Origin of the sequence: Hydrogenophaga sp. (assembly GCF_036675665.1) — a bacterium.
Lineage (GTDB): Bacteria > Pseudomonadota > Gammaproteobacteria > Burkholderiales > Burkholderiaceae_C > Hydrogenophaga.
Map to the genome: position 1 here is coordinate 17,739 of NZ_JAKFEO010000093.1, position 24,306 is coordinate 42,044.

Sequence of the window (24,306 nt, forward strand, 5' to 3'; positions counted from 1 at the left end):
TTGTGCCCCGCCAGTGGCCTCAGGCCGAGGGCAGTGGCGGCGGCAGCGCCGCCGCGTCCGGGGCTTCCGCGCCGGGCACCAGGTAACGCTCGCGGTAGGCCCCCGGGGCCAGCCCGGTCCAGGCCTTGAAGGCCCGGTGGAAGGTGCTGGCCTCCGAATAGCCCAGGCGCTCGGCGATCTCGATCAGGGTGAGATCGGGCCGCGAAAGGTATTCCACCGCCACGTCGCGGCGCAGGCTGTCCTTGATGGCCTGGAAGCCCTGGCCTTCGCGCTGCAGGTGGCGGCGCAGGGTCTGCGGCGTCATGGCCAGCGAGGCACTCACCTGCTCCAGCGAGGGCAGGTCTTCATGCAGGTGGCGCCGCAGCACGCGGCGGATGCGCTCGGTCAGGCTGGTGTGGTCGCGGTACTTCACCAGCAGGTCGCCCGGCATCTGGCGCAGGAAGGTCTCCACGCTCTCGGTGCTCTGCACCACCGGCAGGTCCAGCCAGCGCGCATCGAAGCGCAGGCCCATCCACCCACGCCCGGGGTGCACCGGGGCCTGGAACAGGCGCGAGGCCTCGGAGCGCTGCACCGCCGCGTCGCGGTCGTAGATCACGTCCTGCAAGGGAATGCGGCGCGCCACCAGCCAGCACAGGGTGCCGAACGCAAAGAACATGAACGAGCGCTGCGCGTACTCCAGCGCCGGGGTGCTGGCGCCACGCGCCGCGATGCGCAGCGTGGCCTGCCCGCCCGCCACCTGCAGGTGCACACCGAAACCGGGCAGCACCTGGTGGGCATAGCGTGCGCCCTGCCGCAAGGCCTGGCCCAGTGTTTCGCAGCGCACGAGCAAGCGGCAGCCGGTGGCGAAGCTGCCCAGCGGCACCGGGCGATCGCACAGGCCCCAGAGTTCGTCGCGCATGTGGCGGGTGAGCTGCACCACGAGCGCGGCGTACTGGGCCTGCGTCACGCGGGCCAGGGGCGACTCCAGCAACATCGGCGCTATGCCCGCGCGCTGCAGCAGCCGCGAACCATCCATCCCCCGGGCGCGCGCGCCCTGGAGGATGTGCGCCACCTGGGCGATGGCAATGGTGTGCTGGACGGGACGGCTGTAACTGGCGGACATGGACACAGGAGGACGCGTTTGGCGCGCCGCGACCATACCCGAAAGGCCCCAGGGCCTCAAGCCATTGCTCAGCCGATCGCCGCGCGGGCCCGCAAGCGCGTGATGTCCTGCGTTGTCCATCCGAGCTCCATCAACACGGCATCCGTGTGTTCACCGGGGTCCGGCGCCGGGCGGGACACCACGAAGCGAAAGCCGGTCATCTGCACCGGCGTGGCCAGCTGGCGCTGGGACGCACCGTCGGGCGTGGGCACATGCACCACCATGCCGCGCGCCTGGGTGTGTGGGTGGTCCAGCGCCTCGTCGAGCCGCAGCACGGGCGTGACGCAGCACTCCTCGCCCTCGAACACCTTCACCCATTCGGCCTGCGTGCGCGATGCGAGCACCGCGGCCACTTCCTTGCGCAGCGCCTCGCGCTCCGGTGTCGTGTCGCCGGGGTGCCGCGCCTTGAAGTCGGGCCGTTCGAGGCATTCGCAGAAGCGGTCCCAGAATTTTTTCTCCAGTGCGCCCACGGCCAGCCAGCGCTGGTCCGAGGTCTGGTAGTAGTTGTAGCAAGGCAGCGCGCCGGTGAGCTTGTCCTGCCCCACCGGGCGGGTGCGGCCCTGCTCGTGCACGGCCACGTTGGGAATGATGGCGTTGGCCATCAGGCCGTCGGCGATCGAGATGTCCACATGCCGGCCCAGGCCGCTGCGCGCCGCATCGAACAGCGCCGCCAGGATGCCCATGACGGCGGGCATGGTGCCACCCAGCAGATCGGCCACCGGCACGTTGGACAGCGCGGGCGCACCGCCGGGCTGGCCCATCTGGTCGGCCACGCCGGAGAGCGCGGCGTAGTTCATGTCGTGCCCCGGTGCATGGCGCATCGGCCCGGTCTGCCCGTAGCCGGTGATGCTGCAGTACACCAGCTTGCGGTTGCGCGCATGCACCGTCTCCCAGTCCACGCCGAGGCGTTCCATCACGCCCGGGCGAAAGCCTTCCACCAGCACGTCGGCGCTCTCGCACAGGCGCAGCAGCGTGGCCACACCGTCGGGGTGCTTGAGATCGACGCGGATGCCGCGCTTGTTCCGGTTGACCTGGTGGCGCACGCCGGCCGCGGCGTAGTCACCCGCCCCCATGTCCTCGACCTTGATCACGTCCGCGCCCAGATCGGCCAGGTGCATCGCACACATCGGCCCGGGGAGCAGCCGGGTCAGGTCGAGCACGCGCACGCCGGCCAGCGGCGCACCTTGCGCAAGGGTCGGGCTTTGGGGGGACTCCACTGCATCGGTTTTCCACATGGCGCCACTGTAGGTGGGTGGCCCCAGGCGCCGAATGGCGGAAACGACCAACCGCGATGGCGCGTTCGCTCAGCGCGGTACAGCGCTGCCATTCCCTGACCGCCCATCGCCAGGCGTCCGCGCGCCTGTCGAAACCGCGTGGGCCCGTTCGTCGTCAGTGGGCCAGCCATCTTTCATCCCTTTCAGGAGATCCCATGTCGATTCAACTCTGTGCCTACATGTCCTACGACGGCGACTGCGCCGATGCCATGAAGTTCTACGCCCAGGTGCTGGGCGCCAAGCTCGAAGCGCTCATCACCTACGGCGACATGCCCGGCGAAATGCCGATGCCGGCCGAGCATGCCCACCGTGTCATGCACGCTTATCTGGTCCACCCCGATTTCGCGCTCATGGCCGGCGACGCACCGCCCGGCGTGCCCTTCGCCGGCATCCAGGGCTGCATGCTGGCCATCACCTACCCCACGGTCGCTGAAGCCACGCGTGTCTTCAACGCCCTGGCCGACGGCGGCAAGGTGATCATGCCGCTGGCCGAGACGTTCTGGGCCGACACCTTCGGCATGGTGACCGACCGCTTCGGCACGCCCTGGGGCGTCAATGGTGGGCCCCGGGAGATGGCGCAGAAGTAACCCACGCGACGGCGTCACCGGTGCGTGATGCGCGCCAGAAGAACACCCACGACCACGCCGACGAACACGGCGGTCAAGGGGTTGGCTCGGGTGTGCGCGCGCACGCTGTCGGCCGCATGCCTGCCCGCATCACGCAGTTGCTGCGCCCGCCTCTGTCGGCTTGAATGTGCATCGGACCCGCCATGTTCAACCTGCCTGGCCAACGGGTCTGCCTCGTCGGTCATGCGCTCGACCCGGTCGTTGGCCTCTTGCAGCAGGTGTTTGGTGATCTCGGTGCCGTGCTCGGCCATGCCCGTGTGGCCCGGCTCGCGCACGACTTCGGTGCTGGGGATGCCGGTGTAAGGGAAAGCGGCTGCGGTGTCGGTGTTGCTGGACATGTGCGTCTCCAACAGGCCCGTCAAGTGAGGCCCGTGAAGCCACGGTAGAGGCCGCCAACGGCGGAGTCTGTTCGGTGCCGCACGGCGACGATCACTCTCCGCTCAGAGCTGCCCTTCGGTCAGCGTGTCGAGCTGGAAACGCCCGCTGCGGTCCCACAGCCACGTGTCGACATACTGAACCCGCCCGAAGCCGGGTGGCGACGGAAAGGGCGCGGCCTGGCGCACGAGGCGCTCGATCTCGGCCATGACCTCGGGCGCATGGCTCGGCCCCCGCAACCAGCGCGTGGAGCCCACGCGTCCGTCCTGGCCCAACTCGACCTCGAGCACGCCGATGGCGTAGAGCATGGCGGGCAGTTGCCCTCGGTAGATGCGCTCCGGGTACTTTCGGTAGAGGTGGGTCGCGGCCTCGCGGCGGTACGCTGCGCTCGCGGGCGCCTGACCGGGCAATGGCGAGCGGGTACCGCAGCCAGCCACCAGAGCGGCAACGCCGCTGGCAGCGGCCAGCGCCATGAAACCGCGGCGCTCTTCTATCAAGTCTCGAGTAATGGCAAGTCTAGTCATGTGCATTTTTAAGCAACATAAAGTTCAAGCAAGGCGACAAACTAAGCGAAGGGGGCATTGGATTACAACCAAGATACTCCCCAAACTTCACAAATAAATAAGCGCAATTCACTTCGCCCCCAATGAACAGATTACTTGCGACCGCAACATTGCACCTAGCCTCACTCATCAAGCCAATAGCTCAAACTATCGCTAGAATCAATCGGCAGTGCGGACGTCTCCCGCCAAACCATCAGCAATTGCGAGAGTGGAGCACGAAAACAAACCAATTCCCTCGCACCAGCTAGCAAAGTTTCGACTGCCAAAACAGCATTGGAATCTCGCTCTACCATTTCCTTGCCGATTACCATACAAATGCCTCGAGCATACCAACTCGAATCAAACTCTCGGCACATTGAAAGCACGCACGGCAACTGACTTAGTGAACTGTTCAAATTCCCCTTCACACTAGAGTGGCCGCCAACAAACACCAGAAGAAAATGAGCTGCAACTCTTATCCGCGCATCCATTGCACAATCATCCTTTAATCGCGCAAGACATTCAGAATCTAAATCAAACTCTCGCAAATTGCTCGCAATCACGTCGACCATTTCCGTCCACTCTTTGTCGGTTTGCCCCTCAATTATTGCAAGCATTCCCAATGCGAAAAAATAAACCGAATAATAATTTTTTTCGTCGATTCCAATAGAAACGATGTTCGAAACAGCATGAACATATTCGACGTCTTCAAGGGGTAAGGTTCGAATGTGAGTGCGAAGATCATTCAAGCCATCCGCATCATCCCTAAAAACCTGACCCCAAGAAAGATAATTATTTCGAGCAATTTTTGGCGAAGAAAGAAAAATTTGCTTTACTCGTTGCAAATGACTATCAAGTGCAACTTCTACATTTGCAAACCATTGAAGATTATCCATCAGCAAAATATTGACAGCCACTGCAGGCAAATGCTCGAAGAAGTACTCCCAATCCTTTAACTTCAAATCCTTGTTATCACAAAGCATTAACTGCTCTGCAACAGCGGGGAACATTTCAAACCGTCCATTTGCCCAAAAACTCGAGAATTCATCGGACGACATACATCGCAAATGAGAACAATCGTACTCTGACTTGTAATACGCTGTCCGGCAAGGCAAAAGGGCAACAATCCAAGACGGCACACCTCTAAGCATATTCTCTTCCCCCACCGGTATAAGGGCCAGAACGTGCTTAAGCGCAATGAAAGTTGTTGTCTGCTTAAAATTCAAAAGACCGCATATGACTTGAAATAACCCTTGGGCAGCGAAATCACATTCTAGATTTAATGCCTGCTCCACCTCGGACGGCAGCGACGCTGTACTCCAATTGTGAACGTGCAACGTTGTCTCAACCAATCCGAACGAGAACGACTTAGCTTCAGTGTTTCCACTATTCTCCCAACGGAAAACCGAATGCATCAATGAGGCTAGTTTATTATCAATATTAAGGATGGCACATGCAGGTAGAATTTTTTCATAATTTCTCTGTAAAATGCCATTTATGTACGCTTTTCCGGCTGCATCGTAACAACGCCATGCTTCACTGTTGGCCGCAGACACAACACATGCAACTGCCCAAAGACTCAGTACTTGGTCTTGCTCGGCGTGAAATGAGCCGAAACTACGATCGCACCACGCGTTTAGTATCTCAATTTGATACGAAGTAGAAAAATTTGAAAATTGGCACGTAAGCTCACGAGTCGCCGGATGATCAGCAGGCAGGAGATAGCCGAGAGCAATGAAAGCCCCGATGCTTTCAGACGGACTAGCCTCGGTGATCTTCTCAAGCAAAACTGAAATGAGCCACGCCCTTGAGTTCACAGAATGAACTTCATGTACGTGTGTCAGAACATTGTTATCAATCATTCCGCCAAATGAATCGAACAACGTCCTAAACTTTATCCGATCTCGTTTGTCTTGCTCAAGTACCCCTTCGCTAAGGAGTCGCATTGCCAATATCGTTCCCTTCGCCATTCGTCGGTGGAAAAGCCGATGCTCGCCATTCTCATTTCCATTATTGATCTGCTCCAATGCCTTTATAGTTACGTCAGTCTCAGTCGTTCTCTTATTCTCAATTAGAGCACTCAGCAAGAAGTGCATTACTTCCATCCAATGAGAATCCCCACCTATCGCGCTGACTCTTCGAGCCAAAATACTTGGGAGTACTGAATCGTAAAGGAACTCCGCTGCAAAAAACTCCTGTAGCTGACGTATATCAAACCGGACGTTGGCACCATTTTCTGGAGTACTCACCAGCACTAAGCGCTCGGTCATGGCTTCCATTACAACTTCGACGACATTACTGCTATCGTCATCGGTTAATTTTAGGACAACATCATTGACCAACTCTCGAAACTCGTGTTTCGTCAATGTTGTGAGAGCTCCATCGCTTCGCTCCGCTCGTGCATGCAGTACAAAACCCAATCTGGTATGAACTGCTCGAAGAAGACGATCCTCTTCTCGAAGCAATTTCGAGATTCTTGGATTATGAACGTTTTTAAGGCTCTCACGCTTTTTCATTACTTGATAGAAATTCTCAAATAGTTGCCATCTTCTTTCTGGTGGACGGCCACCATCTCTAACAACGACAGCCATAATGTGAGACTGAAGCGGTGTTGTCATAAGTTGCTGAACACTTATTGAAGCAGCTGCTGACTTAAGTAGATCTAGCGACCTTGCTCCCTCATCCGCGCTTCGGTCGTAGCGTACAACTGGTTCAGCACATCTAATTGCCGTCTTAACGTCAAGCATCTGCAGGTTAAGTACAGGCCCATCAAGTGCAGAAAATTGCCCAGAATAACCTTGTGGCCGGGACGTACATAGAGTCAGAACATCCGCATCATCTTGAACGACTATATCGTTCACAAACCCAACCACTTCGTCTGCTACTCGATCTTTAACATCATTGGGAACTTCATCTAGCCCATCAAATAGTACAAACCAACTCTGCAAGCCTAATGTACGTCTTAGAGTACTGGGTAGAATTGTCTGCTCTACTTTCGCCCCTATCCGCGCCGCGAGATAAGTAAGTACGCCGCGCGCTTCATCATTTTTCTTCGTTCCGTACCAATGGGCATAATCTCGTAGTTCAACAGATATTGGTATTCTTGGAACAGAGGGCCATGCCTCAATTCGCTCTGCAGCTGCTTTGACATCGTTTACAACAGCTCTATTTTTGTCCGTGATCTTCGGTGCATTCGGCAGTAGCAGCAGGGCGGCTCTTTGTATCTGGCAAAAATACTGGCCCACCGTAGATTTCCCCTGCCCAGGACCGCCTTTTATTAGTGCAACACGAGCATTGTGGGGGTATTTACTCCACTCTCTCAATGACTTAGGAAGACTACTGGAAACCGAGTGTCTATGCGGCCTAGCAGATGCACGACAGAGATGGTCAAGAGCCATCATTTTCATGTTTGATTCACTTACCGTGAGCGGCAAATCAATGAATAGATGGTGTACTCCTGGTCGCGTATCAGATGAGGAGCCAGCTTGATCTAGTTTTGTATAAATTTGCTCAGAGAACTGAGTCGCCACCAGATAGTTAATAATTGTCTTAACGGAGCCATACTGATCACCCAATTGATCTTGAAGCGTTGAGAGAACTTTCCCCGGCGTTATGAAATGTGCATAACTTTGAGCGATATCTGGATACAACACGAAAAAATCAAGAATCTTCCTACCGCCCCAAATATGAACATTCACCTTTTTTTTGACAGCCTCTTTCACCATAGCGTTGATTACGTCATAGCTACCTGTTTTTGGAGTTCCGCTGGGCTCGATATTGGTGGCTATGATCCAATTGTCAGGCCAAACCCGTTCATTTTCGGGGCTTTCAAATAGTTTTATCTCAGCTCTAGCTTGCGCAATAAGCCATTTTTGTGAATCTCTCGATAAATGAGGGCTGTGGAATTTTGATTGGATGTACCAAGTACCTTTCCATCGCTCAGTTGTTGAAGGATAGGGTGCCTCTCCTTCGAAAATTCCGTCTCTACCGCCGTCTGATCCCGGCCCGAATCCAGAAGATCCGTTTCCTAACACTCGGAGCGCCAGAACATTAATCAAGTTTTCGAATGCATACGGATCAAGTCCACTAAGTTCATACGATTTGGTCAATGTGTGCTCCTAGCGCTAAAAAAGTGTGTCTACTTCTGAGAATGCTCTCAGTGGCGGAAGATGGATCATGCTTTGGTGCGCAAGGTGCGGCTCAGCAAGATGACTGGCACCAGACCCACCAGCACCAGCGTGAGCGCGGGCAGCGCCGCCTCACCCAGGCGCTCGTCGCGCGCCAGCTGGTAGGTCACCACCGCCAGGGTGTCGCTGTTGAACGGCCGCAGCACCAGGGTGGCGGGCAGTTCCTTCATCACATCCACGAACACCAGCAGCGCGGCGGCGGCGGTGGAGCGTTTGAGCAGCGGCCAGTGCACGCGCGCGGCCAGGCCGACACCGGTGGTGCCCAGCATGCGGGCCGAATCGTCCAGGCTGCCAGGGATGCGGGCATAACCACTTTGCACCGACTGCAGGGCCACGGCGGTGAAGCGCACCATGTAGGCCCACACGATGCCCAGAGCCGTTGCGGTGACGAAGTAGCCCACGCTGGTGTCGGGCTTGACCGCCTGCAGCCAGCCCACCGGCAGCAGCAGGCCCACCACGATCACGGCGCCGGGCACGGCGTAGCCCAGGCTCGCCAGCTGCACCACGCCGCGCGTGACCTTGCCGGGGCGGGCCCGCACTGAAAAGGCCAGCGCCAGCGCAATGGCCGTGGCCAAGGCGGCCGACAGCCCGGCGAGCCACACGCTGTTGCGCGACCACTGCACGAAGGACGTCCACGGCAACTCGTCCCAGCCACCGATGAGCGGACGCAGCATGAACAGCACCGGCAGCACGAAGCCGAAGGCAATGGGCAGGGCACACAGCGCGATGGCCAGGCCGGCGCGGGCACCGCGGAGTTGGCTGGGCTGAGCTTCGTTGCTGCCGGCGCGCTGACCGCGCAAGGTGGAGAAGCGCATGCGGTGCTGCGCGCGGTGCTCCAGCCACAGCAGCAGCGCCACCACGGCCAGCAGCATGGTGGCGAGCTGCGCGGCGGCCAGGCGGTTGTCCATGGCCAGCCAGGCCTTGTAGATGCCGGCGGTGAAGGTCTGCACGCCGAAGTAACTCACCACACCGAAGTCGGCCAGGGTTTCCATGAGCGCCAGCGCCACGCCCGCCGCCACCGCCGGGCGCGCCAGCGGCAGCGCCACCTCGCGGATGCGCCGGGCCAGCGGCGCGCCGAGCAGGCGCGCGGCCTCCATCAGCTGCGAAGCACGCTCGGCCAGCGCGGTGCGCGCCAGCAGGTACACATAGGGATAGAGCGAAAACGTGAACACCCAGACCGCGCCGGGCGTGTTGCGGATCTCGGGGAACACGCGGCCACTCAGGCCGAAGCTCTGGCGCATCCACACCTGCAGCGGACCGCTGAACTGCAGGAAGTCGGTGTAGGCGTAGGCCACCACATAGGCCGGCATGGCCAGGGGCAGCAGCAGCGCCCATTCAAAGAAACGCCGCCCCGGGAATTCGAACAGCGTCACCGCGCTGGCGGTGAGCATGCCCACCACCGCCACGCCCACCGCCACCGCCACGCACAGCGCCACGGTGGTGAGCACGTACTCGGGCAACACGGTCTGCGCCATCTGGCCCAGCACGTCGCGCGCGGCGGCATCGAACTGGAACCACGAGCCGCCGAGCGAAAGCACGGGCAGCGTGAGCACGCACGCGAGCAGGATCAACGGGGCGAGGGCCAACCAACGCAGCATGAAGAATGGGAGGTGGGGGAGACGGAGGGGTGGGCGGGATGATGGCATGCGGGCCCGCCGCGTACCGGACAGGGCTTTTGATGCACATCAATGCAAATGAGAATTGTAGTTATCTACAATGAGCCACCCACCCCCAACGCCATGTTCCTCAACGTCTCCCAACTCAGCGTGCACTACCCCGGCCTGCCCCATGCCGCGGTGGACGGTGTCTCGCTCGGGCTGCGCGCGGGCGACATCGGGGTTCTGATCGGCCCTTCGGGCTGCGGCAAGACGACCTTGCTGCGCGCGGTGGCGGGCCTGGAGCGCGCCAGCGGCGGCAGCATCACGCTCGAAGGCGAGAAGGTCAGCGACGGCGCACACCACATGCCTGCCGAGCAGCGCCGCATCGGCATGGTGTTCCAGGACTACGCCCTCTTCCCGCACCTCGACGTGGGCAGGAACATCGCCTTCGGCATCGACCGCCTGCCGCGCGCCGAACGCGATGCGCGGGTGGCCGAGGTGCTCAAGCTGGTCGGGCTGGACGGCATGCAGAAGCGCTTTCCGCACGAGCTCTCGGGCGGGCAACAACAGCGCGTGGCGCTGGCCCGCGCGCTGGCACCGCGCCCGCGCCTGCTGCTGCTCGACGAACCTTTTTCCAATCTCGACGTGGACCTGCGCGAGCGCCTGGCCCACGAGGTGCGCGGCATCCTCAAGGCCGCGGGCGCCACGGCGCTGTTCGTCACGCACGACCAGCTGGAGGCGTTTGCCATCGGCGACGTGATCGGCGTGATGCACGAAGGCCACCTGCACCAGTGGGAAGACGCCTACGCGCTCTACCACCGTCCGGCCACACGCTTCGTGGCCGAGTTCATCGGGCACGGCGTGTTCGCGCCAGCGCAGATCCGCATGGACGGCAACGAGGTCTCGGTGCAGACGCCGCTGGGCGCGCTGCAGGACGTGGACGAATGCCCGCTGCCCACGGCGTATGCCTCGGGCCTGTGCGACGTGCTGCTGCGCGCCGACGACATCGTGCACGACGACGGCGCACCGGTGAAGGCGCAGATTCTGCGCAAGGCGTTTCGCGGCTCGGAGTTCCTCTACACGCTGCGCCTGGCCAGCGGCGAGGTGCTGATGACGCACGTGCCCTCGCACCACAACCACGCGGTGGGCGAATGGATCGGCATCCGCGCCGAGGTGGACCACGTGGTCACCTTCGAGCGCGGATCGGGTGCATCGAGCCCGCCGGCGCCGGGCGTGGCGCGGGCCACGCCCGTGGCCTGATCAGCCCAGGGCGGTCTTGAGTGCCGGCAGGCGCGAGACCACCAGCCAGTCGAGCAGCAACACCGCGAGCAACACGGCGCCACTGAGCGGAAACGCCAACGCCACCCCGCACATCACCAGAGCACCGCCTTTCCACAGCGGCAGATCGCGCGGTGCCGGTGGCGCCGCAATGCGCCAGCTGCGCGCCGGCCGGCGCTTCCACCACATCACGATGCCGCTGACGCAGAGGAACACGGTGGCCGCGCAGAACAGCAGGTTGAGCGCCGCGTTCCACCAGCCCAGGTCGCCCTGGTGCAAGGCGATGCCCACCGCCATGCCTTTGGCCACCGGCGCGTAGTCGGCAAACGCGGCCTCGGCGATCACGCGCCCCGTGTAGCGGTCCACGTGCACCGTGCGGTCCTGCGTGGGGTTCTTCAGGTCACCGCTCATGGTGTCGGCCGAGACCGTGAACACACCGGTGTCGCTCTGCGGCAGCTGGATGTGGTGCTGGCCGGTGAAACCGAGTTGAAGCGCGAGTGCGGCCACGGTGTCCAGGTTCACCGGCTGGCCTTCGGGCACACCCGGCACCCCGGCCGCCGAGCCGGATGCGGGCAGCGGCGTCTGCTCCAGACCCCAGGGCACCTCTTTCTGGCCAACGGTGTTCAGCGAGGCGTGCGTGGCGTCCGACTGCGGCACGGCGTCCCACTTGGCGGCGGGAAACGTGCCCCAGGGCTGCGCGAACCGCGCGCCCCACACCCCCGTCCACGACAGGCCGCTGAGCAGGAACACGAACAGCACCGCGCTGAGCCAGAAGCCCACGCTGGCGTGCAGCGAGCGCCACCACAGGCGGCCCTTGAGCCGCAGATCGGGCATCAGCACCTGGGCCCAGCGTGTGCCGCCACGCGGCCACCAGAGGTAAAGGCCGGTGACGATCATCACGATGGCGAAGCCGGCGGCGATCTCGATCAGCCGGTCGCCCACATCGCCGATGAGCAGCGTGCCGTGGATGCGCTCGGCCCAGGCGAACACGGTGTTCTCCTTGTCCACCAGCTGCAGCACCTGCGCGGTGTGCGGGTCCACCGCCACCGCTTCGGTGAGACCGTCGCGCTGCACGACAAACCAGCTCGCTTCATCGGGCGCGCGCGGCGCGATGTACTCGATCAACTGGCCTTGCGAGCGCAGCTCCAGCACGGCCTGCGCCTGCGCGCTGACCGGCAGCACCACGGCCTGCGGCACCACAGGCACCGTGAAGCCGAGCCGGGTCTGGAACCCGGTGAAAAACACCATGACGGCGCCGGTGAGCGCCAGCATGAGCAGAAAAGGCACGACGCACAGGCCGGCATAGAAGTGCCAGCGCCAGGCAACGGCGTGAAATCGGGACGACCTTGTCCCCGCGTCCGCGGTGGACGCGCGTTGAGCGGTGCTCACCGCCTCAGTGTTTGTGCTGGCTGTGGTCGTCGCCCGCCGCAGCGGGCGCCGCCGCGGCGTTGCCCAGCGGGCGCGCCGTGGCCTTCACGTCCAGCGTCGAGCGCTGCCCGTCTTTGCCCTCGAACACCAGCGTCACGGGCACCACGTCGCCTGCCTTCACCGGGCCTTTGAGGTCCATCAGCATCACGTGGTAACCGCCGGGCTTGAGCTCGACCGGCTGGCCCGCGGGCAAGGCGAGGCCCGCTGTGACGGGGCGCATCCGCATCACGTCCTTGTCCATCGCCATTTCGTGCAGTTCGACCACACCCGCGATGGGCGACCTGACCTCGACCAGGCGCGTGTCGGCCTTGGCGTTGAGTTGCATGAAGGCGCCGGTGGATTTTTGTTGTGCCACGGTGGCGCGCACCCAGGCGTCTTTCACGTCGACGTTGGCGGGCACTTGTGCCCAGGCGCTGGCGGTGAGGCTCAGCAGGGTGGAGATGATGAGATGTTTCATGGCGTATTCGGCAAAGGCGTTTGAATGGGAATCGGCCGTCTCACGCCAGAACGCGGCGGGCGGCTCGAGGAAAAAACCGTGCAAAGAGTGCGCAGCGCAACCCGATGAGGGCAGACGCGTCAGGCCCGAGGGGGTGCGCGCGAACGCGCGGCCGGCCAGAAGGTGGCGGGCGTGAGCCCGGGGGGCTGTGTGCGCGGCGGTTCGGCCTGCGGTGCGAGTGCCAGTGGCGGCAACGCCGCAGGCGGCAGGCCGGCGGCGCCGTGCAGATGGCACCAGGGGCAATGGCGTGAGGCATCGGCCATGGATTCGCCATCGCTCGCATCGGTCGCGCTGGCCTGCACCCAGACCATGCCGCTCGCGCTGCACACCTGCACCCAGCCGGCGCCCCCTTGCGAGGCCACCACCGCCTGCGCCACCGTGGGCGCGAGCGCGCCGCACACCATGGCGAGCAGGGCCAGCCAGGCAGCAAATCGACGGTGGAATGGATGGGCCAGCATGGGGGCGAAGTTTATCAGCCGGGGTCAACTGCGAGACGTGTGCAGCACGCACACACCCACTACCATCGCGCCACTGCAACCCCTCTGGAGACATGTCCATGCTCACACTCTGCGGCTTCGCGGCCAGCAACTACTACAACAAGGTCAAGCTCGCGCTGCTCGAAAAAGGTGTGGCCTTTGAAGAAGAGCTGGCCTGGCTCGGTCAGACCGACAAGGCCGCCAGCCCGCTGGGCAAGGTGCCTTACCTCAAGACCGACGCGGGTCCCTTGTCCGAGTCCACCGTGCTGCTCGAGTACATCGAAGACGCCTACCCGGCCCGCCCGCTCATGCCGCCCGACGCGTTCCAGAAGGGCAAGGTGCGCGAGATCGTGCGCTACATCGAACTGCACCTGGAGCTGGTGGCGCGCAACCTCTACGGCGAGGCGTTCTTTGGCGGCAAGGTGAGCGACGCGGCCAAGCAAAAAACCGGCGAGCAGCTCACCAAGAATGTGGCGGCCTTCTCCCAGCTGGTGAAGTTTTCGCCCTTCATCGCGGGCGACACCTTCACCCTGGCCGACTGCGCGGCCGCGGTGCACCTGCCGCTGGTGAGCAGCGCCACCAGGATCATCTACGGCCGCGACTACCTGGCCGAGCTGCCGGTGCGCGACTACTTGAAGCTGCTGGGCGAGCGCCCCGCGGTGCAGACGGTGAACGCGGACCGCAAGACCAACACCGAGGTGATGCTCAAACGAGCAAAAGGCTGACCGAGCGCAAACGCCCGGCCCACCCAGAGGTACCGCGGAACTGGCTTTGCCAGGCCGCAGGTACCGCCCCCCTTGAGGGGGGTCGCGCGTCAGCGCGGCGGGGGGTGCTCCTAGTTCTTGGGCCGGATTGCGTCCGCAGTGCCCTGAATGAACGCCTTGATCTTCTGCACGTCGTCCATGCTCAACTTGCCCGTGAAGTCCGGCATGCCGCGTTCGGTGGCCGGACCCTTGAACACGAACTTGTCCAGATTCTCGATGAACGACGCGTCCATGTAACCCAGGTTGGGGATGTTGCCGCCGCGGTCCACACCCGGCACGCCGTGGCAGAACACGCAGTTGCTCACGTACAGCGCGGTGCCGGTGGGCACATGGGTCGGGTCGTACTTCACCCCGGCCACCAGCTTGTCCAGTTGGTATTTCACGAAGGCCGGCGGCTGCGCCTGGCCACCCACGGCGAAGGTATAGACCGTGCCGGGGCCCTGGCGGTCGGTGGCGCGCATGGACAGGCCGTAGACACCGCCCCAGCCGACCGCGATCGACACGTACTGCTTGCCGTCCACGAGGTAGGTGCTGGGCGCGGCGATGACGCCGGTGCCGGTGGGCGTTTCCCACAGCTGCTCGCCGGTGGTGGCGTTGTAGGCGATGAAGCGCCCGTCGGCCGTGCCCTGGAACACCAGGTTGCCGGCGGTGGTGAGCGTGCCGCCGTTCCATGGCGAGATCTGCTCCTTGGTCCAGGCGGCCTGCTGCTTCACCGGGTCCCAGGCCACGAGGCGGCCATAGGGCTTGCTGGTGGGTGGCTCCACGTTGGCGAAGTTCGCCGTGTTCCAGCCCATGCCACTGTGCGGTTCGCCCGGGCGCACCCCGTTGAAGCTCCAGGCCTTGTTGTCCATCAACGTGAGCGGCACGCCCTGCACCGGCATGTAGACCAGCCCGGTGGCCGGGTTGTACGACATGGAGTGCCAGTTGCGCGCGCCGAACGCGCTCGGGATGATTTCGCGCGGTCGATCGCCGGTGCGCGCGATCGCGGTCTCGATCGGGCGGCCGTTCTTGTCGTAGCCGCTGGCCCAGTTCACGTCGACGAAATTCTTCGCCGAGATGAACTGGCCGTTGGTGCGGTCGATCACGAAGAAAAAGCCGTTCTTCGGTGCATGCAGGATCACCTTGCGCGGCTTGTTGTCGATCTTGATGTCGGCCAGGATCATCGGCTGCGTGGAGGTGTAGTCCCAGTTGTCGCCCGGGGTTTCCTGGTAGTGCCACACGTACTTGCCGGTGTCGGGGTTGAGCGCGACGATGGAGGCCAGATACAGGTTGTCGCCGCCCGCGGGGCTGCGCTTGTCACGCTGCCAGGGCGAGCCGTTGCCGGTGCCGATGTACATCAGGTTGAGTTCGGGATCGAACGCCATGGCGTCCCAGGCCGTGCCGCCGCCACCGGCCTCCCACCACTTGCCGGCCGGGTCCCAGGTCTTGGCCGCCTTGGCCATCGACTCGTCCTCGAACGGCTTGCCCGGGTCGCCCGGCACGGTGAACCAGCGCCACTTCTGGTCGCCGGTCTTTGCGTCGTAGGCGGTGATGTAGCCGCGCACGCCGTACTCGGCGCCGCCGTTGCCGATGATCACCTTGCCCTTGAAGACCCGCGGCGCGCCGGTGATGGTGTAGCTGAACTTGCGGTCGACGATGGTGTCCTTCTCCCACACCTGCTGGCCCGTGGCGGCGTCCAGCGCGATCAGGCGGCCGTCGTACGCCGCCACGAAGACCTTGCCCTCGTGCAGCGCCACGCCGCGGTTGACCACGTCGCAGCAACCCTTGTAGCCGGCTTCGCGCGGCACCTTGGGATCAAAGGTCCAGATCTGCTTGCCGGTGCGCACGTCCACCGCGTGCACCACGCTCCACGAGGCGGTGACGTACATGATGCCGTCGACCACCAGCGGGGTGGACTCCACGCCGCGTCTGGATTCGAGGTTGTACGACCACACCAGGCCCAGGTCCTTCACGTTGGACGTGCTGATCTGGTTCAGCTTCGAATGGCGCGTCTCGGCGTAGTCCAGGCCGTAGCTCGGCCAGTCGGGTGTCTTGCTGGCGTTGTTCTTCATGAACGCCGCATTGACCTTGTTGACAGCGGCGGTGATGTGCGCCGCCGAGCCCTTGGCAGGCGCCTGAGCGAACGCCGCTGCACTCAGGGCCCATGCGGCCAGCAAGCCTGCCGCCGCCCGGCACCCGAGGCGGGCCAGTGGTGTGTTTTTCATCGTGTCTCCTGGTGCAACCCGCTGCGAGCAGGCTTGTTGTGGGGCGCCCGCCCGGTCGCGAGCCAGGCACGCGCACCAGAACAGACACCGGCATGTTCCGCCTGTGTCCGTCTGCTTTCATCCTCGGGATTTCCCTGAACCAGAAGTGTTCCGGGGTGGAACACCAGCACCCCGGCGGGCCAGGGTCAGTCGGCGGTGTCGGTGCCCGCGCCCTGCAGTTGCTGCACCGCCGCACGCAGGTCGCTCGCCCAGGTGCGGCGGTCGCGCCCGCGTGGCTGTTGGGCCTCGCCATAGCGCACCTGCGCGCGCACGCCGTCGGCGCACAGCATGGTCCAGATCGAGGCCACCAGCGTGGTGTCGCCCACGAACACCGGCGCGTCGTGCCGCCCGCCGCGCACGCTGTCGACGAAGCCCAACGCCACCGGCAGCACCGGCACATTGGCCGTGATGGCCGCCTGGAGCAGGTTGGCATGGAAGGGCAGCAGCGCGCGGCCGTCGCCGGTGGTGCCTTCGGGGAACACGGTGAGGATGTCGCCCGCGCGCAGGCGTTCGGCCATGTGGTGCACCACGCGCATGGCGTCGCGCCGGCTTTCACGTTCGATGTAGAGCGTGCCCGCGCCGGTGGTCAGCAAGCCCAGCAGCGGCCAGCTTTTCACATCGGACTTGGAGACGAAGCGGCTGGGGTGCGCCGCGTTCAGCACCAGGACGTCGAGCCACGAGATGTGGTTGGCCACCATCAGCAGCGGGCCGTGGGTGGGCGGCGTGCCCTGGACCACGAGTTCGACGCCCAGGATGGTCAGCATCTGGCGCGACCACTCGCGCACCAGCAACTGGGTTTGCGGCGGCGTGAGCCGGCCGAATTCGGTGCGGATCATCCACAAGCCACGCAACACGTGGCCGATGGCACGCAGAGCACGCCAGGAAGCGCGCAGGCGGTTCACGCGGCGCTGGTCCGCTCGGCGAGCGCCTGGTGAGCCACCTGTCCACCCACCAGCGTGGCGCGCACGCTCACCGGCAGCTCGTGCCCACCGAACGGCGTGTGTTTGCCCTGGCTGCGCAACGCGCCGGCTTGCACTGTCCAGCTCGCGTTGGGGTCGAAGATGCAGAGGTCGGCCACACCACCCACCGCGAGGCGGCCCACGCTGGCCTGCAGCGTGCCCAGGCTGGCGCCCAGCACCGACTGCGGACCACGGGTGAGCACGGTCAGCGCCTGCATCAGGCCCAGGCCATCCTGCTGCGCCCAGGTGCAGGCCAGGCCGAGCAGCAGCTCGACGGCCGTGGCACCGGGTTCGGCCTCGGCGAAGGGCAGGGTCTTGGCGTCGCTGTCCACCGGGTTGTGATCGGACACCAGCGCGTCGATGGTGCCGTCGGCCAGACCGGCGCGCAGCGCGTCGCGGTCGCGCTGTTGGCGCACGGGAGGCTGCAGGCGCAGGCGGCTGTCGTAGTAGCCGATGTCGATGTCGGTCAGATGCAGGTTGTGCACGCTCACGTCGCACGTGACCGGCAGGCCCTCGGCCTTGGCCTGGCGCACCAGCGCCAGACCCGCCGCGCTGCTGAGGCGACACAGGTGCACGCGCGCGTTGGCGCTGCCGGGCGTCTTGCCCTGGGTGGCGCGCATGAGTTCGAACAGCGTGTGCAGCGCGATGGTTTCGGCCGCTGCCGGGATGCCGGCCAGGCCCAGGCGCGTGGCCAGCGGGCCGCTGGCGGCCACACCCTTGCCCAGCCAGAAATCCTGCGGGCGCAGCCACACGGTGTAGCCGAAGGTGGCGGCGTACTGCAGCGCGCGTTGCAGCACCTGCACGTTGACGATGGGCACCTCGGCCTGGCCAAAGCCGATGCAGCCGGACTCGGTGAGCTCGGCCATCTCGGTGAGCACTTCGCCCTGCAGGCCGCGCGTGAGCGCGCCGAGCGGAAACACACGCGCCAGGTGCAGCTTCTCGGCGCGGAACTTGAGCATGTCCACCAGGCCTGGCTCGTCGAGCACCGGGTCGGTGTCGGGCGGGCAGACCAGCGAGGTCACGCCGCCGGCCACGGCCGCGGCCATCTCGCTCTCCAGCATGCCGGCATGTTCCTGGCCGGGTTCGCGCAGGCGCACGGCCAGGTCCACCAGGCCGGGCGCAACCACGCAGCCGGTGGCGTCGATGGTGCGGGCGGCGTGGAAGTCGGGCGCCACGTTGCCGATGGCGATGATGCGGCCGGCGGCGACCGCCACGTCGGCGATCTCGTCGCGGCCGGTGGCCGGGTCCATGACGCGGCCGTTCTGGATCAGGATCTTCATGGATGGTTCCTTCGCTCAGCGATCAGACGGCCGCAGCGCAGGGCAGCCCCAAGCAAGGCCCGCCCCCTTGGGGGGCAGCGACCCGCGCAGCGGTGGAGCGTGGGGGCAATGCTCATGCCTCGTTCCCTGCGACGATGCCCATGACCGCCATGCGCACCGCAATGCCGTAAGTGACCTGCGGCAGGATCACGCTCTGCGGCCCGTCAACCACGGCCGAGTCGATCTCCACGCCGCGGTTGATCGGGCCAGGGTGCATCACGATCGCGTCCGGCTTGGCCCAACGCAGGCGCTCGGGCGTAAGGCCGAAGCTCTTGAAGTATTCCTGGCTCGAAGGCAACAGCGCGCCGCTCATGCGTTCGTTCTGCAGCCGCAGCGTGATCACCACGTCGCAGTCCTTGATGCCCTCTTCCAGCGTGTGGCACACGCGCACGCCCATCTGCGAGAGGTCGCTCGGCACCAGCGTGCGCGGGCCGACCACGCGCACGTCGGGGCAACCCAGCGTGGTGAGGGCGTGGATGTCGGAGCGCGCCACGCGCGAGTGCAGCACGTCGCCCACGATGGCCACCGAGAGTTGGGTGAAGTCCTGCTTGTAGTGGCGGATGGTGTACATGTCGAGCAGCCCCTGCGTGGGGTGCGCGTGGCGCCCGTCGCCAGCGTTGATCACGTGCACGTGCGGCGCCACGTGCTGCGCGATCAGGTAGGGCGCGCCCGACTCGCTGTGGCGCACGACGAAGATGTCGGCCGCCATGGCGCTGAGGTTGGCGATGGTGTCGAGCAGCGACTCGCCCTTGGCGGTGGAGCTGCGCGCGATGTCCAGGTTGATCACGTCGGCGCTCAGGCGCGTGGCCGCGATCTCGAAGGTGGTGCGGGTGCGCGTGCTGTTCTCGAAGAACAGGTTGAACACGCTTTTTCCCCGCAGCAGCGGCACCTTCTTCACTTCGCGGTTGCTCACGCTCACGAAGTTGGCCGCGGTGTCCAGGATCTGCGTGAGGATGTCGCGCGAGAGGCCCTCGGTGGAGAGCAAGTGGATGAGTTCACCGTTCTTGTTGAGCTGGGGATTCTTGCTTTGCACGGTCAGGCTTCCTTGGTTTCCAGCACGAAGCTCAGGCGGCCGCTGTCGTCTTTCGCGAGTTCCAGCGACTGACCCGCCGGCATCTCGACACGGGCGGCGCACACGTTGGCTTCGATGGGCAGTTCACGACCCCCCCGGTCCACCAGCACCGCCAGGCGCACGCTGGCCGGGCGGCCGTAGTCGAAGAGTTCGTTGATCACCGCGCGCAGCGTGCGCCCGGTGTAGAGCACGTCGTCGATCAGCAGCACATGGGCGCCGTTCACGTCGAAGGGCAGCACGGTCTGCGCGCTGGATGCCAGGCCGCGCTGCGCGAAATCGTCGCGGTGCATGCTTGACGAGATCACGCCGGCATTGCCCGGCAGGCCCAGGTCACGCTGCAGGCGTTCGGCCAGCCAGGCGCCACCCGAGGTGATGCCTGCGAGCACCACCGGAGCGGGCGAGGCGTCGATCAAAGCCTTCACGGCGGGCAGGAGTTCGGCATAAAGCGCCTCCGCGTCCAGCGGCAAAGGCGCGTTCAACTGGGTCAAGGCAGGCTCCTCAAGAATTGTTCCAGGATGATGCAGGCCGACGCGGCGTCCGCGTCTTTGGCGCCCAGGCTGTGGGCCTCGGTGGTGCTGTAGCGCTCGTCCACTTCAAACACCGGCAGGCCGTGGCGGCCGCGCAGCTGGCGGGCGAACTTCAAGGCGCGCGCGGTGTTCTCGTGCGCCGCGCCGTCGGGGTGGTAGGGCACACCCACCACCAGGGCGTCGGGTTGCCACTCTTTCAGGCGCTGTGCGATCAACGCGAAACGGGCATCGCCTTCGGCGTTGATGGTGGCCTGCGGTGTGGCGCTGCGCGTGATGCGGTTGCCGGTGGCCACGCCGGTGCGTTTGAGTCCAAAGTCGAATGCAAGAAACATCTGGCAATCAGCCGGAACGGCCGTGGCCAGGTTGCTCATGCGTGCCCCGCATCAGGAGACAGCATCCAGGGCTGCAAGCCCAACAGTGCCATGGCGCGCTCATAGCGTTCGGCCACCGGCGCATCAAAAATCAAGGCAGGATCGGCCTCCACCGTCAGCCAGCTGTTCTCGGTGATCTCCGATTCGAGCTGGCCCTGGCCCCACGAGGCGTAACCGAGCGAGACGAACACCCGGCGCGGACCGGCGCCCGAGGCCATGGCCTCCAGCACGTCTTTCGAGGTGGTCATCTCAAGACCGCCGGGAATCGACAGGGTGGAGGCGTAAACCGATTCGCCCTCGCCCGACACCGCCTCGTGCAACACGAAGCCGCGCTCGGTCTGCACCGGGCCGCCCTGGAACACGGGCAGCTCCAGCAAGTCGTCGCGGCCCATGGGCAGGTCGACCTTTTCGAACAGGCGGGGCAGCAGGATGTCGCTGGGCTTGTTGATCACCAGACCGAGTGCTCCGCGTTCGCTGTGCTCGCACATGAACACCACACTGCGGCCGAATAGCTCATCGCTGAGGCCGGGCATCGCAATCAGGAAATGATTGGTGAGGTTGATGGGGGCAAAATCAGCAGGCATCGGCCGATTTTAAGCCGCTTGCCGTACCCCCCAGAGGTGGCGGCCGCCACCGCCCCAGCACCAGCCGCCCGGAGCCATGAACACCTACGACAAAGGCCTGATGTGGTTCCGGCGCGATCTGCGCGCGCAAGACAACGCCGCGCTCTACCACGCGCTCAAGGTGTGCCGCCAGGTCTGGTGCGTGTTCGTCTTCGACACCGACATCCTCGACGCCCTGCCCCGGGCGGATCGGCGCGTGGAGTTCATCCGCGAATCCCTGGTGGAGCTCGACACCTCGTTGCGCGCGCTGGGCCGCGACAACGGTGTGGACGGCGTGGGCCTGATCGTGATGCACGGTGCAGCCGCCAAGGCCGTGCCGGCACTGGCACAGCAGTTGGCGGTGCAGGCGGTGTTTGCCAACCACGACGACGAGCCCGCCGCGCTGGCGCGCGATGCCCAGGTGTTCGGCGCGCTGGCGCACGCCGGCATCCTGCTGCACAGCCACAAGGACCACGTGATCTTCGAGCGGCGCGAGGTGCTCACGCAGGCGGGCCACGCCTTTGGTGTGTTCACGCCCTACAAGAACGCCTGGCTCAAGACGCTCACGCCCTTCCATCTCAAGGCCTACCCGGTGGCGCAGTACGCCCGCACCCTCGCGCCGGTGCCGGCCGCCTGGGTCAAGCCCGTGCCCACGCTGGCCGACATCGGCTTCGAGCCCACCAACCTGGCGCAACTGCCGCTGCCCACAGGCGCCAGCGGCGCGCACCGCCTGTTTGAAGATTTCGTGGAGCGCATCGACCGCTACGACGAAACCCGCAACTTCCCCGCCGTCAAAGGCCCGAGCTACCTCAGCGTGCACCTGCGCTTCGGCACCATCTCGATCCGCCACCTGGCTTCGGTGGCGTACCGGATGCACCTGCAGGGTCTGGTGGGCGCAAGCACCTGGCTCTCCGAGTTGATCTGGCGCGACTTCTACCACCAGGTGCTGGCCAACTTTCCGCACGTGGTGGAGAAGGCCTTCAAGCCCGAGTACGACCACATCAAGTTCGAGCACGGCAAACACGGCAAGGAACTGTTTGCCGCCTGGTGCGAGGGCCGCACCGGCTACCCGCTGGTGGACTCGGCCATGCACCAGATCAACCAGACCGGCTACATGCACAACCGCCTGCGCATGGTGGTGGCCAGTTTCCTGGTGAAAGACCTGGGGCTCCACTGGCAGTGGGGCGAGCGCTACTTTGCCGAGAAATTGATCGACTTCGACCTGGCCGCCAACAACGGCGGCTGGCAGTGGGCCAGCTCCAGCGGTTGTGATGCACAGCCCTGGTTTCGCATCTTCAACCCGGTGAGCCAGAGCGAGAAGTTCGACCCGCAGGCCAGGTTCATCCGGCGCTACCTGCCCGAACTCGCGGGCCTGCCCGATGCGGCCATTCACGCGCCTTGGTTGGCCAACGAGATCGAGTTGCTCGGCGCCGGTGTGGAATTGGGCAAGACCTACCCGCGCCCGGTGGTCGACCACGCTGTCGCCCGCGAACAGACTTTGCTGCGCTACGCGGTCGTGAAAAAGCCTGGGAAAGTCCCTGACTCCGGAACCCGGACAGTCGACTAAGCCGTGCCGCCGACGGTCAAACCGTCGATACGCAGCGTGGGCTGACCCACGCCCACCGGCACGCTCTGGCCTTCCTTGCCACAGGTGCCCACCCCGCTGTCGAGCTTCATGTCGTTGCCGATCATGCTCACGCGGGTGAGTGAATCGGGGCCGTTGCCCACCAGCGTGGCGCCCTTCACCGGGTACTGGATCTGGCCGTTTTCCACCCAGTAGGCCTGGCTCGCGGAAAACACGAACTTGCCCGAGGTGATGTCGACCTGGCCGCCGCCGAAGTTGGTGGCGTAGAGGCCCTTCTTGATGCTGGCCACGATTTCCTCGGGCGCCTTGTCGCCACCGAGCATGTAGGTGTTGGTCATGCGCGGCATGGGCACGTGGGCGTAGCTCTCGCGCCGGCCGTTGCCGGTGGGCTTCACGCCCATCAGGCGCGCGTTCATCGAATCCTGGATGTAGCCACGCAGGATGCCGTCTTCGATCAGCACGTTCTTCTGCGAGGTGTGGCCTTCGTCATCCACGTTGAGCGAGCCGCGGCGGTCGGCGATGGTGCCGTCGTCGAGCACGGTCACGCCCTTGGCGGCCACGCGCTGGCCGATGCGCCCGGCGAAGGCGCTGCTGCCCTTGCGGTTGAAGTCGCCTTCAAGCCCATGGCCGACGGCTTCGTGCAGCAGGATGCCCGGCCAGCCCGAGCCCAGCACCACCACCATCTCGCCGGCCGGTGCGGGCCGCGCGTCGAGGTTGGTCAGCGCATAGGACACGGCTTCATCCACATAGGACTGCACCATCGCATCGTCAAAATAGGCCAGACCAAAGCGGCCACCGCCACCCGAGGAACCCACCTCGCGGCGGCCCGCCTGCTCGGCGATCACGGTGACCGACAGGCGGATGAGCGGTCGCACGTCGGCGGCCAGCGTGCCGTCGGCGCGCGCCACCAGCACCACATCGTGCTCGGCGGCCAGACCGGCCATCACCTGCACCACGCGTGGGTCCTTGGCCTTGGCCATCTTTTCCACTTTCTCCAGCAGCGCCACCTTGGCCGTGCTGTCGAGCGTGCCGATCGGGTCCACGCCGCCATAGAGCGAGCGCGACTTGGCTACCTTGGAGGCCGGCGTCTTGACCTTCTTCGACTGGCCCTGGCCGGAGATGCTGCGCACGGTGTGCGCGGCGTCCAGCAGCGAGTCCCAGGAGAGGTCGTCGGAATAGGCAAACGCGGTCTTTTCACCACTCACCGCGCGCACGCCCACGCCCTGGTCGATGCTGAAGCTGCCGGTCTTGACGATGCCCTCTTCCAGGCTCCAGCCTTCGCTGCGGGTGGTCTGGAAATACAGGTCGGCATCGTCCACGCCGTGCGACATGATCTCGCCGAGCGCGCGCTGCAAATGCGCGGGCGTGAGGCCAAACGGTTCGAGGAGCAGGCTTTGGGCGGTGGCCAGACGGGCCAGGGTGGGTTCGCGTGAAATCATGGGG

At 64.4% G+C, this 24,306-nt stretch carries 21 protein-coding genes; 4 read left to right on the forward strand and 17 right to left on the reverse strand.

Translation table 11 applies throughout. The annotated features are described in order from the left end of the window. Positions 1–19 precede the first annotated feature (19 nt). Both V6M63_RS21405 and V6M63_RS21410 read right to left on the reverse strand, forming a co-directional pair. Entirely contained in the window at positions 20–1,102 is a 1,083-nt protein-coding gene (locus V6M63_RS21405) for an AraC family transcriptional regulator (RefSeq protein WP_332745205.1), read from the reverse strand. A gap of 68 nt (positions 1,103–1,170) precedes the next feature. After that, positions 1,171–2,376 (reverse strand): CaiB/BaiF CoA transferase family protein, encoded by a 1,206-nt coding sequence (locus V6M63_RS21410; RefSeq protein WP_332745206.1) that lies wholly within the window; start codon positions 2,374–2,376, stop codon positions 1,171–1,173. Between the two features lie 194 nt (positions 2,377–2,570). Here V6M63_RS21410 and V6M63_RS21415 point away from each other — a divergent pair, with 194 nt between their 5' ends. After that, entirely contained in the window at positions 2,571–3,002 is a 432-nt protein-coding gene (locus V6M63_RS21415; protein ID WP_332745207.1) for a VOC family protein, read from the forward strand. Positions 3,003–3,016: 14 nt separating this feature from the next. On the opposite strand, the gene V6M63_RS21420 is transcribed toward V6M63_RS21415, so the two are convergent. The 4 genes from V6M63_RS21420 to V6M63_RS21435 form a co-directional block, all read right to left on the reverse strand. Continuing rightward, complete coding sequence (locus tag V6M63_RS21420) at positions 3,017–3,379, reverse strand: hypothetical protein (RefSeq protein ID WP_332745208.1); 363 nt, start codon at positions 3,377–3,379, stop codon at positions 3,017–3,019. A gap of 102 nt (positions 3,380–3,481) precedes the next feature. Continuing rightward, positions 3,482–3,889, reverse strand: a complete 408-nt coding sequence (locus V6M63_RS21425; protein WP_442909631.1) for a hypothetical protein — start codon at positions 3,887–3,889, stop codon at positions 3,482–3,484. A gap of 212 nt (positions 3,890–4,101) precedes the next feature. Next, positions 4,102–8,067: an NACHT domain-containing protein gene (locus V6M63_RS21430; protein WP_332745210.1), complete on the reverse strand. Its 3,966-nt coding sequence runs from the start codon at positions 8,065–8,067 to the stop codon at positions 4,102–4,104. Between the two features lie 65 nt (positions 8,068–8,132). Continuing rightward, entirely contained in the window at positions 8,133–9,743 is a 1,611-nt protein-coding gene (locus V6M63_RS21435) for an ABC transporter permease (protein WP_332745211.1), read from the reverse strand. A 141-nt stretch (positions 9,744–9,884) separates the two neighbouring features. On the opposite strand from V6M63_RS21435, the gene V6M63_RS21440 reads away from it, so the two are divergent. Beyond that, entirely contained in the window at positions 9,885–11,003 is a 1,119-nt protein-coding gene (locus V6M63_RS21440; protein ID WP_332745269.1) for an ABC transporter ATP-binding protein, read from the forward strand. Here the strand turns inward: V6M63_RS21440 and V6M63_RS21445 are convergent, their stop codons facing one another. From V6M63_RS21445 to V6M63_RS21455, 3 genes are all read right to left on the reverse strand, one after another. Beyond that, complete coding sequence (locus V6M63_RS21445; protein WP_332745212.1) at positions 11,004–12,410, reverse strand: PepSY-associated TM helix domain-containing protein; 1,407 nt, start codon at positions 12,408–12,410, stop codon at positions 11,004–11,006. Between the two features lie 4 nt (positions 12,411–12,414). Then, positions 12,415–12,906, reverse strand: coding sequence for a copper chaperone PCu(A)C (locus V6M63_RS21450; RefSeq protein WP_332745213.1), 492 nt, complete (start codon positions 12,904–12,906; stop codon positions 12,415–12,417). A 119-nt stretch (positions 12,907–13,025) separates the two neighbouring features. Then, positions 13,026–13,403 (reverse strand): DUF2946 domain-containing protein, encoded by a 378-nt coding sequence (locus V6M63_RS21455; RefSeq protein WP_332745214.1) that lies wholly within the window; start codon positions 13,401–13,403, stop codon positions 13,026–13,028. Between the two features lie 98 nt (positions 13,404–13,501). Here V6M63_RS21455 and V6M63_RS21460 point away from each other — a divergent pair, with 98 nt between their 5' ends. Beyond that, complete coding sequence (locus V6M63_RS21460) at positions 13,502–14,146, forward strand: glutathione S-transferase (protein WP_332745215.1); 645 nt, start codon at positions 13,502–13,504, stop codon at positions 14,144–14,146. Between the two features lie 110 nt (positions 14,147–14,256). Here the strand turns inward: V6M63_RS21460 and V6M63_RS21465 are convergent, their stop codons facing one another. The 7 genes from V6M63_RS21465 to V6M63_RS21495 form a co-directional block, all read right to left on the reverse strand. Next, a complete protein-coding gene (locus tag V6M63_RS21465) occupies positions 14,257–16,389 on the reverse strand; it encodes a PQQ-dependent dehydrogenase, methanol/ethanol family (protein WP_332745216.1) in 2,133 nt (710 codons plus the stop codon). A gap of 185 nt (positions 16,390–16,574) precedes the next feature. Further along, on the reverse strand, positions 16,575–17,330 hold the full coding sequence (locus tag V6M63_RS21470) for a lysophospholipid acyltransferase family protein (RefSeq protein WP_332745217.1): 756 nt from the start codon (positions 17,328–17,330) through the stop codon (positions 16,575–16,577). Continuing rightward, positions 17,327–18,667: a dihydroorotase gene (locus tag V6M63_RS21475; protein ID WP_332745218.1), complete on the reverse strand. Its 1,341-nt coding sequence runs from the start codon at positions 18,665–18,667 to the stop codon at positions 17,327–17,329. Before V6M63_RS21475 ends, V6M63_RS21470 begins: the two co-directional genes overlap by 4 nt. Before the next feature lie 112 nt (positions 18,668–18,779). Beyond that, positions 18,780–19,739, reverse strand: coding sequence for an aspartate carbamoyltransferase catalytic subunit (locus V6M63_RS21480; RefSeq protein ID WP_332745219.1), 960 nt, complete (start codon positions 19,737–19,739; stop codon positions 18,780–18,782). Positions 19,740–19,741: 2 nt separating this feature from the next. Further along, positions 19,742–20,266 carry a bifunctional pyr operon transcriptional regulator/uracil phosphoribosyltransferase PyrR gene (pyrR, locus tag V6M63_RS21485; protein ID WP_332745220.1) on the reverse strand — a complete coding sequence of 175 codons (525 nt, stop codon included), beginning with the start codon at positions 20,264–20,266 and terminating at the stop codon, positions 19,742–19,744. After that, positions 20,263–20,676, reverse strand: coding sequence for a Holliday junction resolvase RuvX (ruvX, locus tag V6M63_RS21490; RefSeq protein ID WP_332745222.1), 414 nt, complete (start codon positions 20,674–20,676; stop codon positions 20,263–20,265). Before ruvX ends, pyrR begins: the two co-directional genes overlap by 4 nt. After that, positions 20,673–21,260, reverse strand: coding sequence for a YqgE/AlgH family protein (locus tag V6M63_RS21495; RefSeq protein ID WP_056269984.1), 588 nt, complete (start codon positions 21,258–21,260; stop codon positions 20,673–20,675). Before V6M63_RS21495 ends, ruvX begins: the two co-directional genes overlap by 4 nt. Before the next feature lie 76 nt (positions 21,261–21,336). Here V6M63_RS21495 and V6M63_RS21500 point away from each other — a divergent pair, with 76 nt between their 5' ends. Beyond that, a complete protein-coding gene (locus tag V6M63_RS21500) occupies positions 21,337–22,845 on the forward strand; it encodes a cryptochrome/photolyase family protein (RefSeq protein WP_332745223.1) in 1,509 nt (502 codons plus the stop codon). Here V6M63_RS21500 and tldD read toward each other — a convergent pair. Beyond that, entirely contained in the window at positions 22,842–24,302 is a 1,461-nt protein-coding gene (tldD, locus tag V6M63_RS21505) for a metalloprotease TldD (protein ID WP_332745225.1), read from the reverse strand. The two genes, V6M63_RS21500 and tldD, sit on opposite strands and share 4 nt — an antisense overlap. Between the last annotated feature and the right edge of the window lie 4 nt (positions 24,303–24,306).

Coding starts and splice junctions, on each gene's coding strand:
- V6M63_RS21405 (WP_332745205.1), bottom strand. CDS start 1,102: ATGTCCGCCAGTTACAGCCGTCCCGTCCAGCACACCATTGCCATCGCC.
- V6M63_RS21410 (WP_332745206.1), bottom strand. CDS start 2,376: ATGTGGAAAACCGATGCAGTGGAGTCCCCCCAAAGCCCGACCCTTGCG.
- V6M63_RS21415 (WP_332745207.1), top strand. CDS start 2,571: ATGTCGATTCAACTCTGTGCCTACATGTCCTACGACGGCGACTGCGCC.
- V6M63_RS21420 (WP_332745208.1), bottom strand. CDS start 3,379: ATGTCCAGCAACACCGACACCGCAGCCGCTTTCCCTTACACCGGCATC.
- V6M63_RS21425 (WP_442909631.1), bottom strand. CDS start 3,889: ATGGCGCTGGCCGCTGCCAGCGGCGTTGCCGCTCTGGTGGCTGGCTGC.
- V6M63_RS21435 (WP_332745211.1), bottom strand. CDS start 9,743: ATGCTGCGTTGGTTGGCCCTCGCCCCGTTGATCCTGCTCGCGTGCGTG.
- V6M63_RS21440 (WP_332745269.1), top strand. CDS start 9,885: ATGTTCCTCAACGTCTCCCAACTCAGCGTGCACTACCCCGGCCTGCCC.
- V6M63_RS21450 (WP_332745213.1), bottom strand. CDS start 12,906: ATGAAACATCTCATCATCTCCACCCTGCTGAGCCTCACCGCCAGCGCC.
- V6M63_RS21455 (WP_332745214.1), bottom strand. CDS start 13,403: ATGCTGGCCCATCCATTCCACCGTCGATTTGCTGCCTGGCTGGCCCTG.
- V6M63_RS21460 (WP_332745215.1), top strand. CDS start 13,502: ATGCTCACACTCTGCGGCTTCGCGGCCAGCAACTACTACAACAAGGTC.
- V6M63_RS21465 (WP_332745216.1), bottom strand. CDS start 16,389: ATGAAAAACACACCACTGGCCCGCCTCGGGTGCCGGGCGGCGGCAGGC.
- V6M63_RS21475 (WP_332745218.1), bottom strand. CDS start 18,667: ATGAAGATCCTGATCCAGAACGGCCGCGTCATGGACCCGGCCACCGGC.
- ruvX (WP_332745222.1), bottom strand. CDS start 20,676: ATGAGCAACCTGGCCACGGCCGTTCCGGCTGATTGCCAGATGTTTCTT.
- V6M63_RS21495 (WP_056269984.1), bottom strand. CDS start 21,260: ATGCCTGCTGATTTTGCCCCCATCAACCTCACCAATCATTTCCTGATT.
- V6M63_RS21500 (WP_332745223.1), top strand. CDS start 21,337: ATGAACACCTACGACAAAGGCCTGATGTGGTTCCGGCGCGATCTGCGC.
- tldD (WP_332745225.1), bottom strand. CDS start 24,302: ATGATTTCACGCGAACCCACCCTGGCCCGTCTGGCCACCGCCCAAAGC.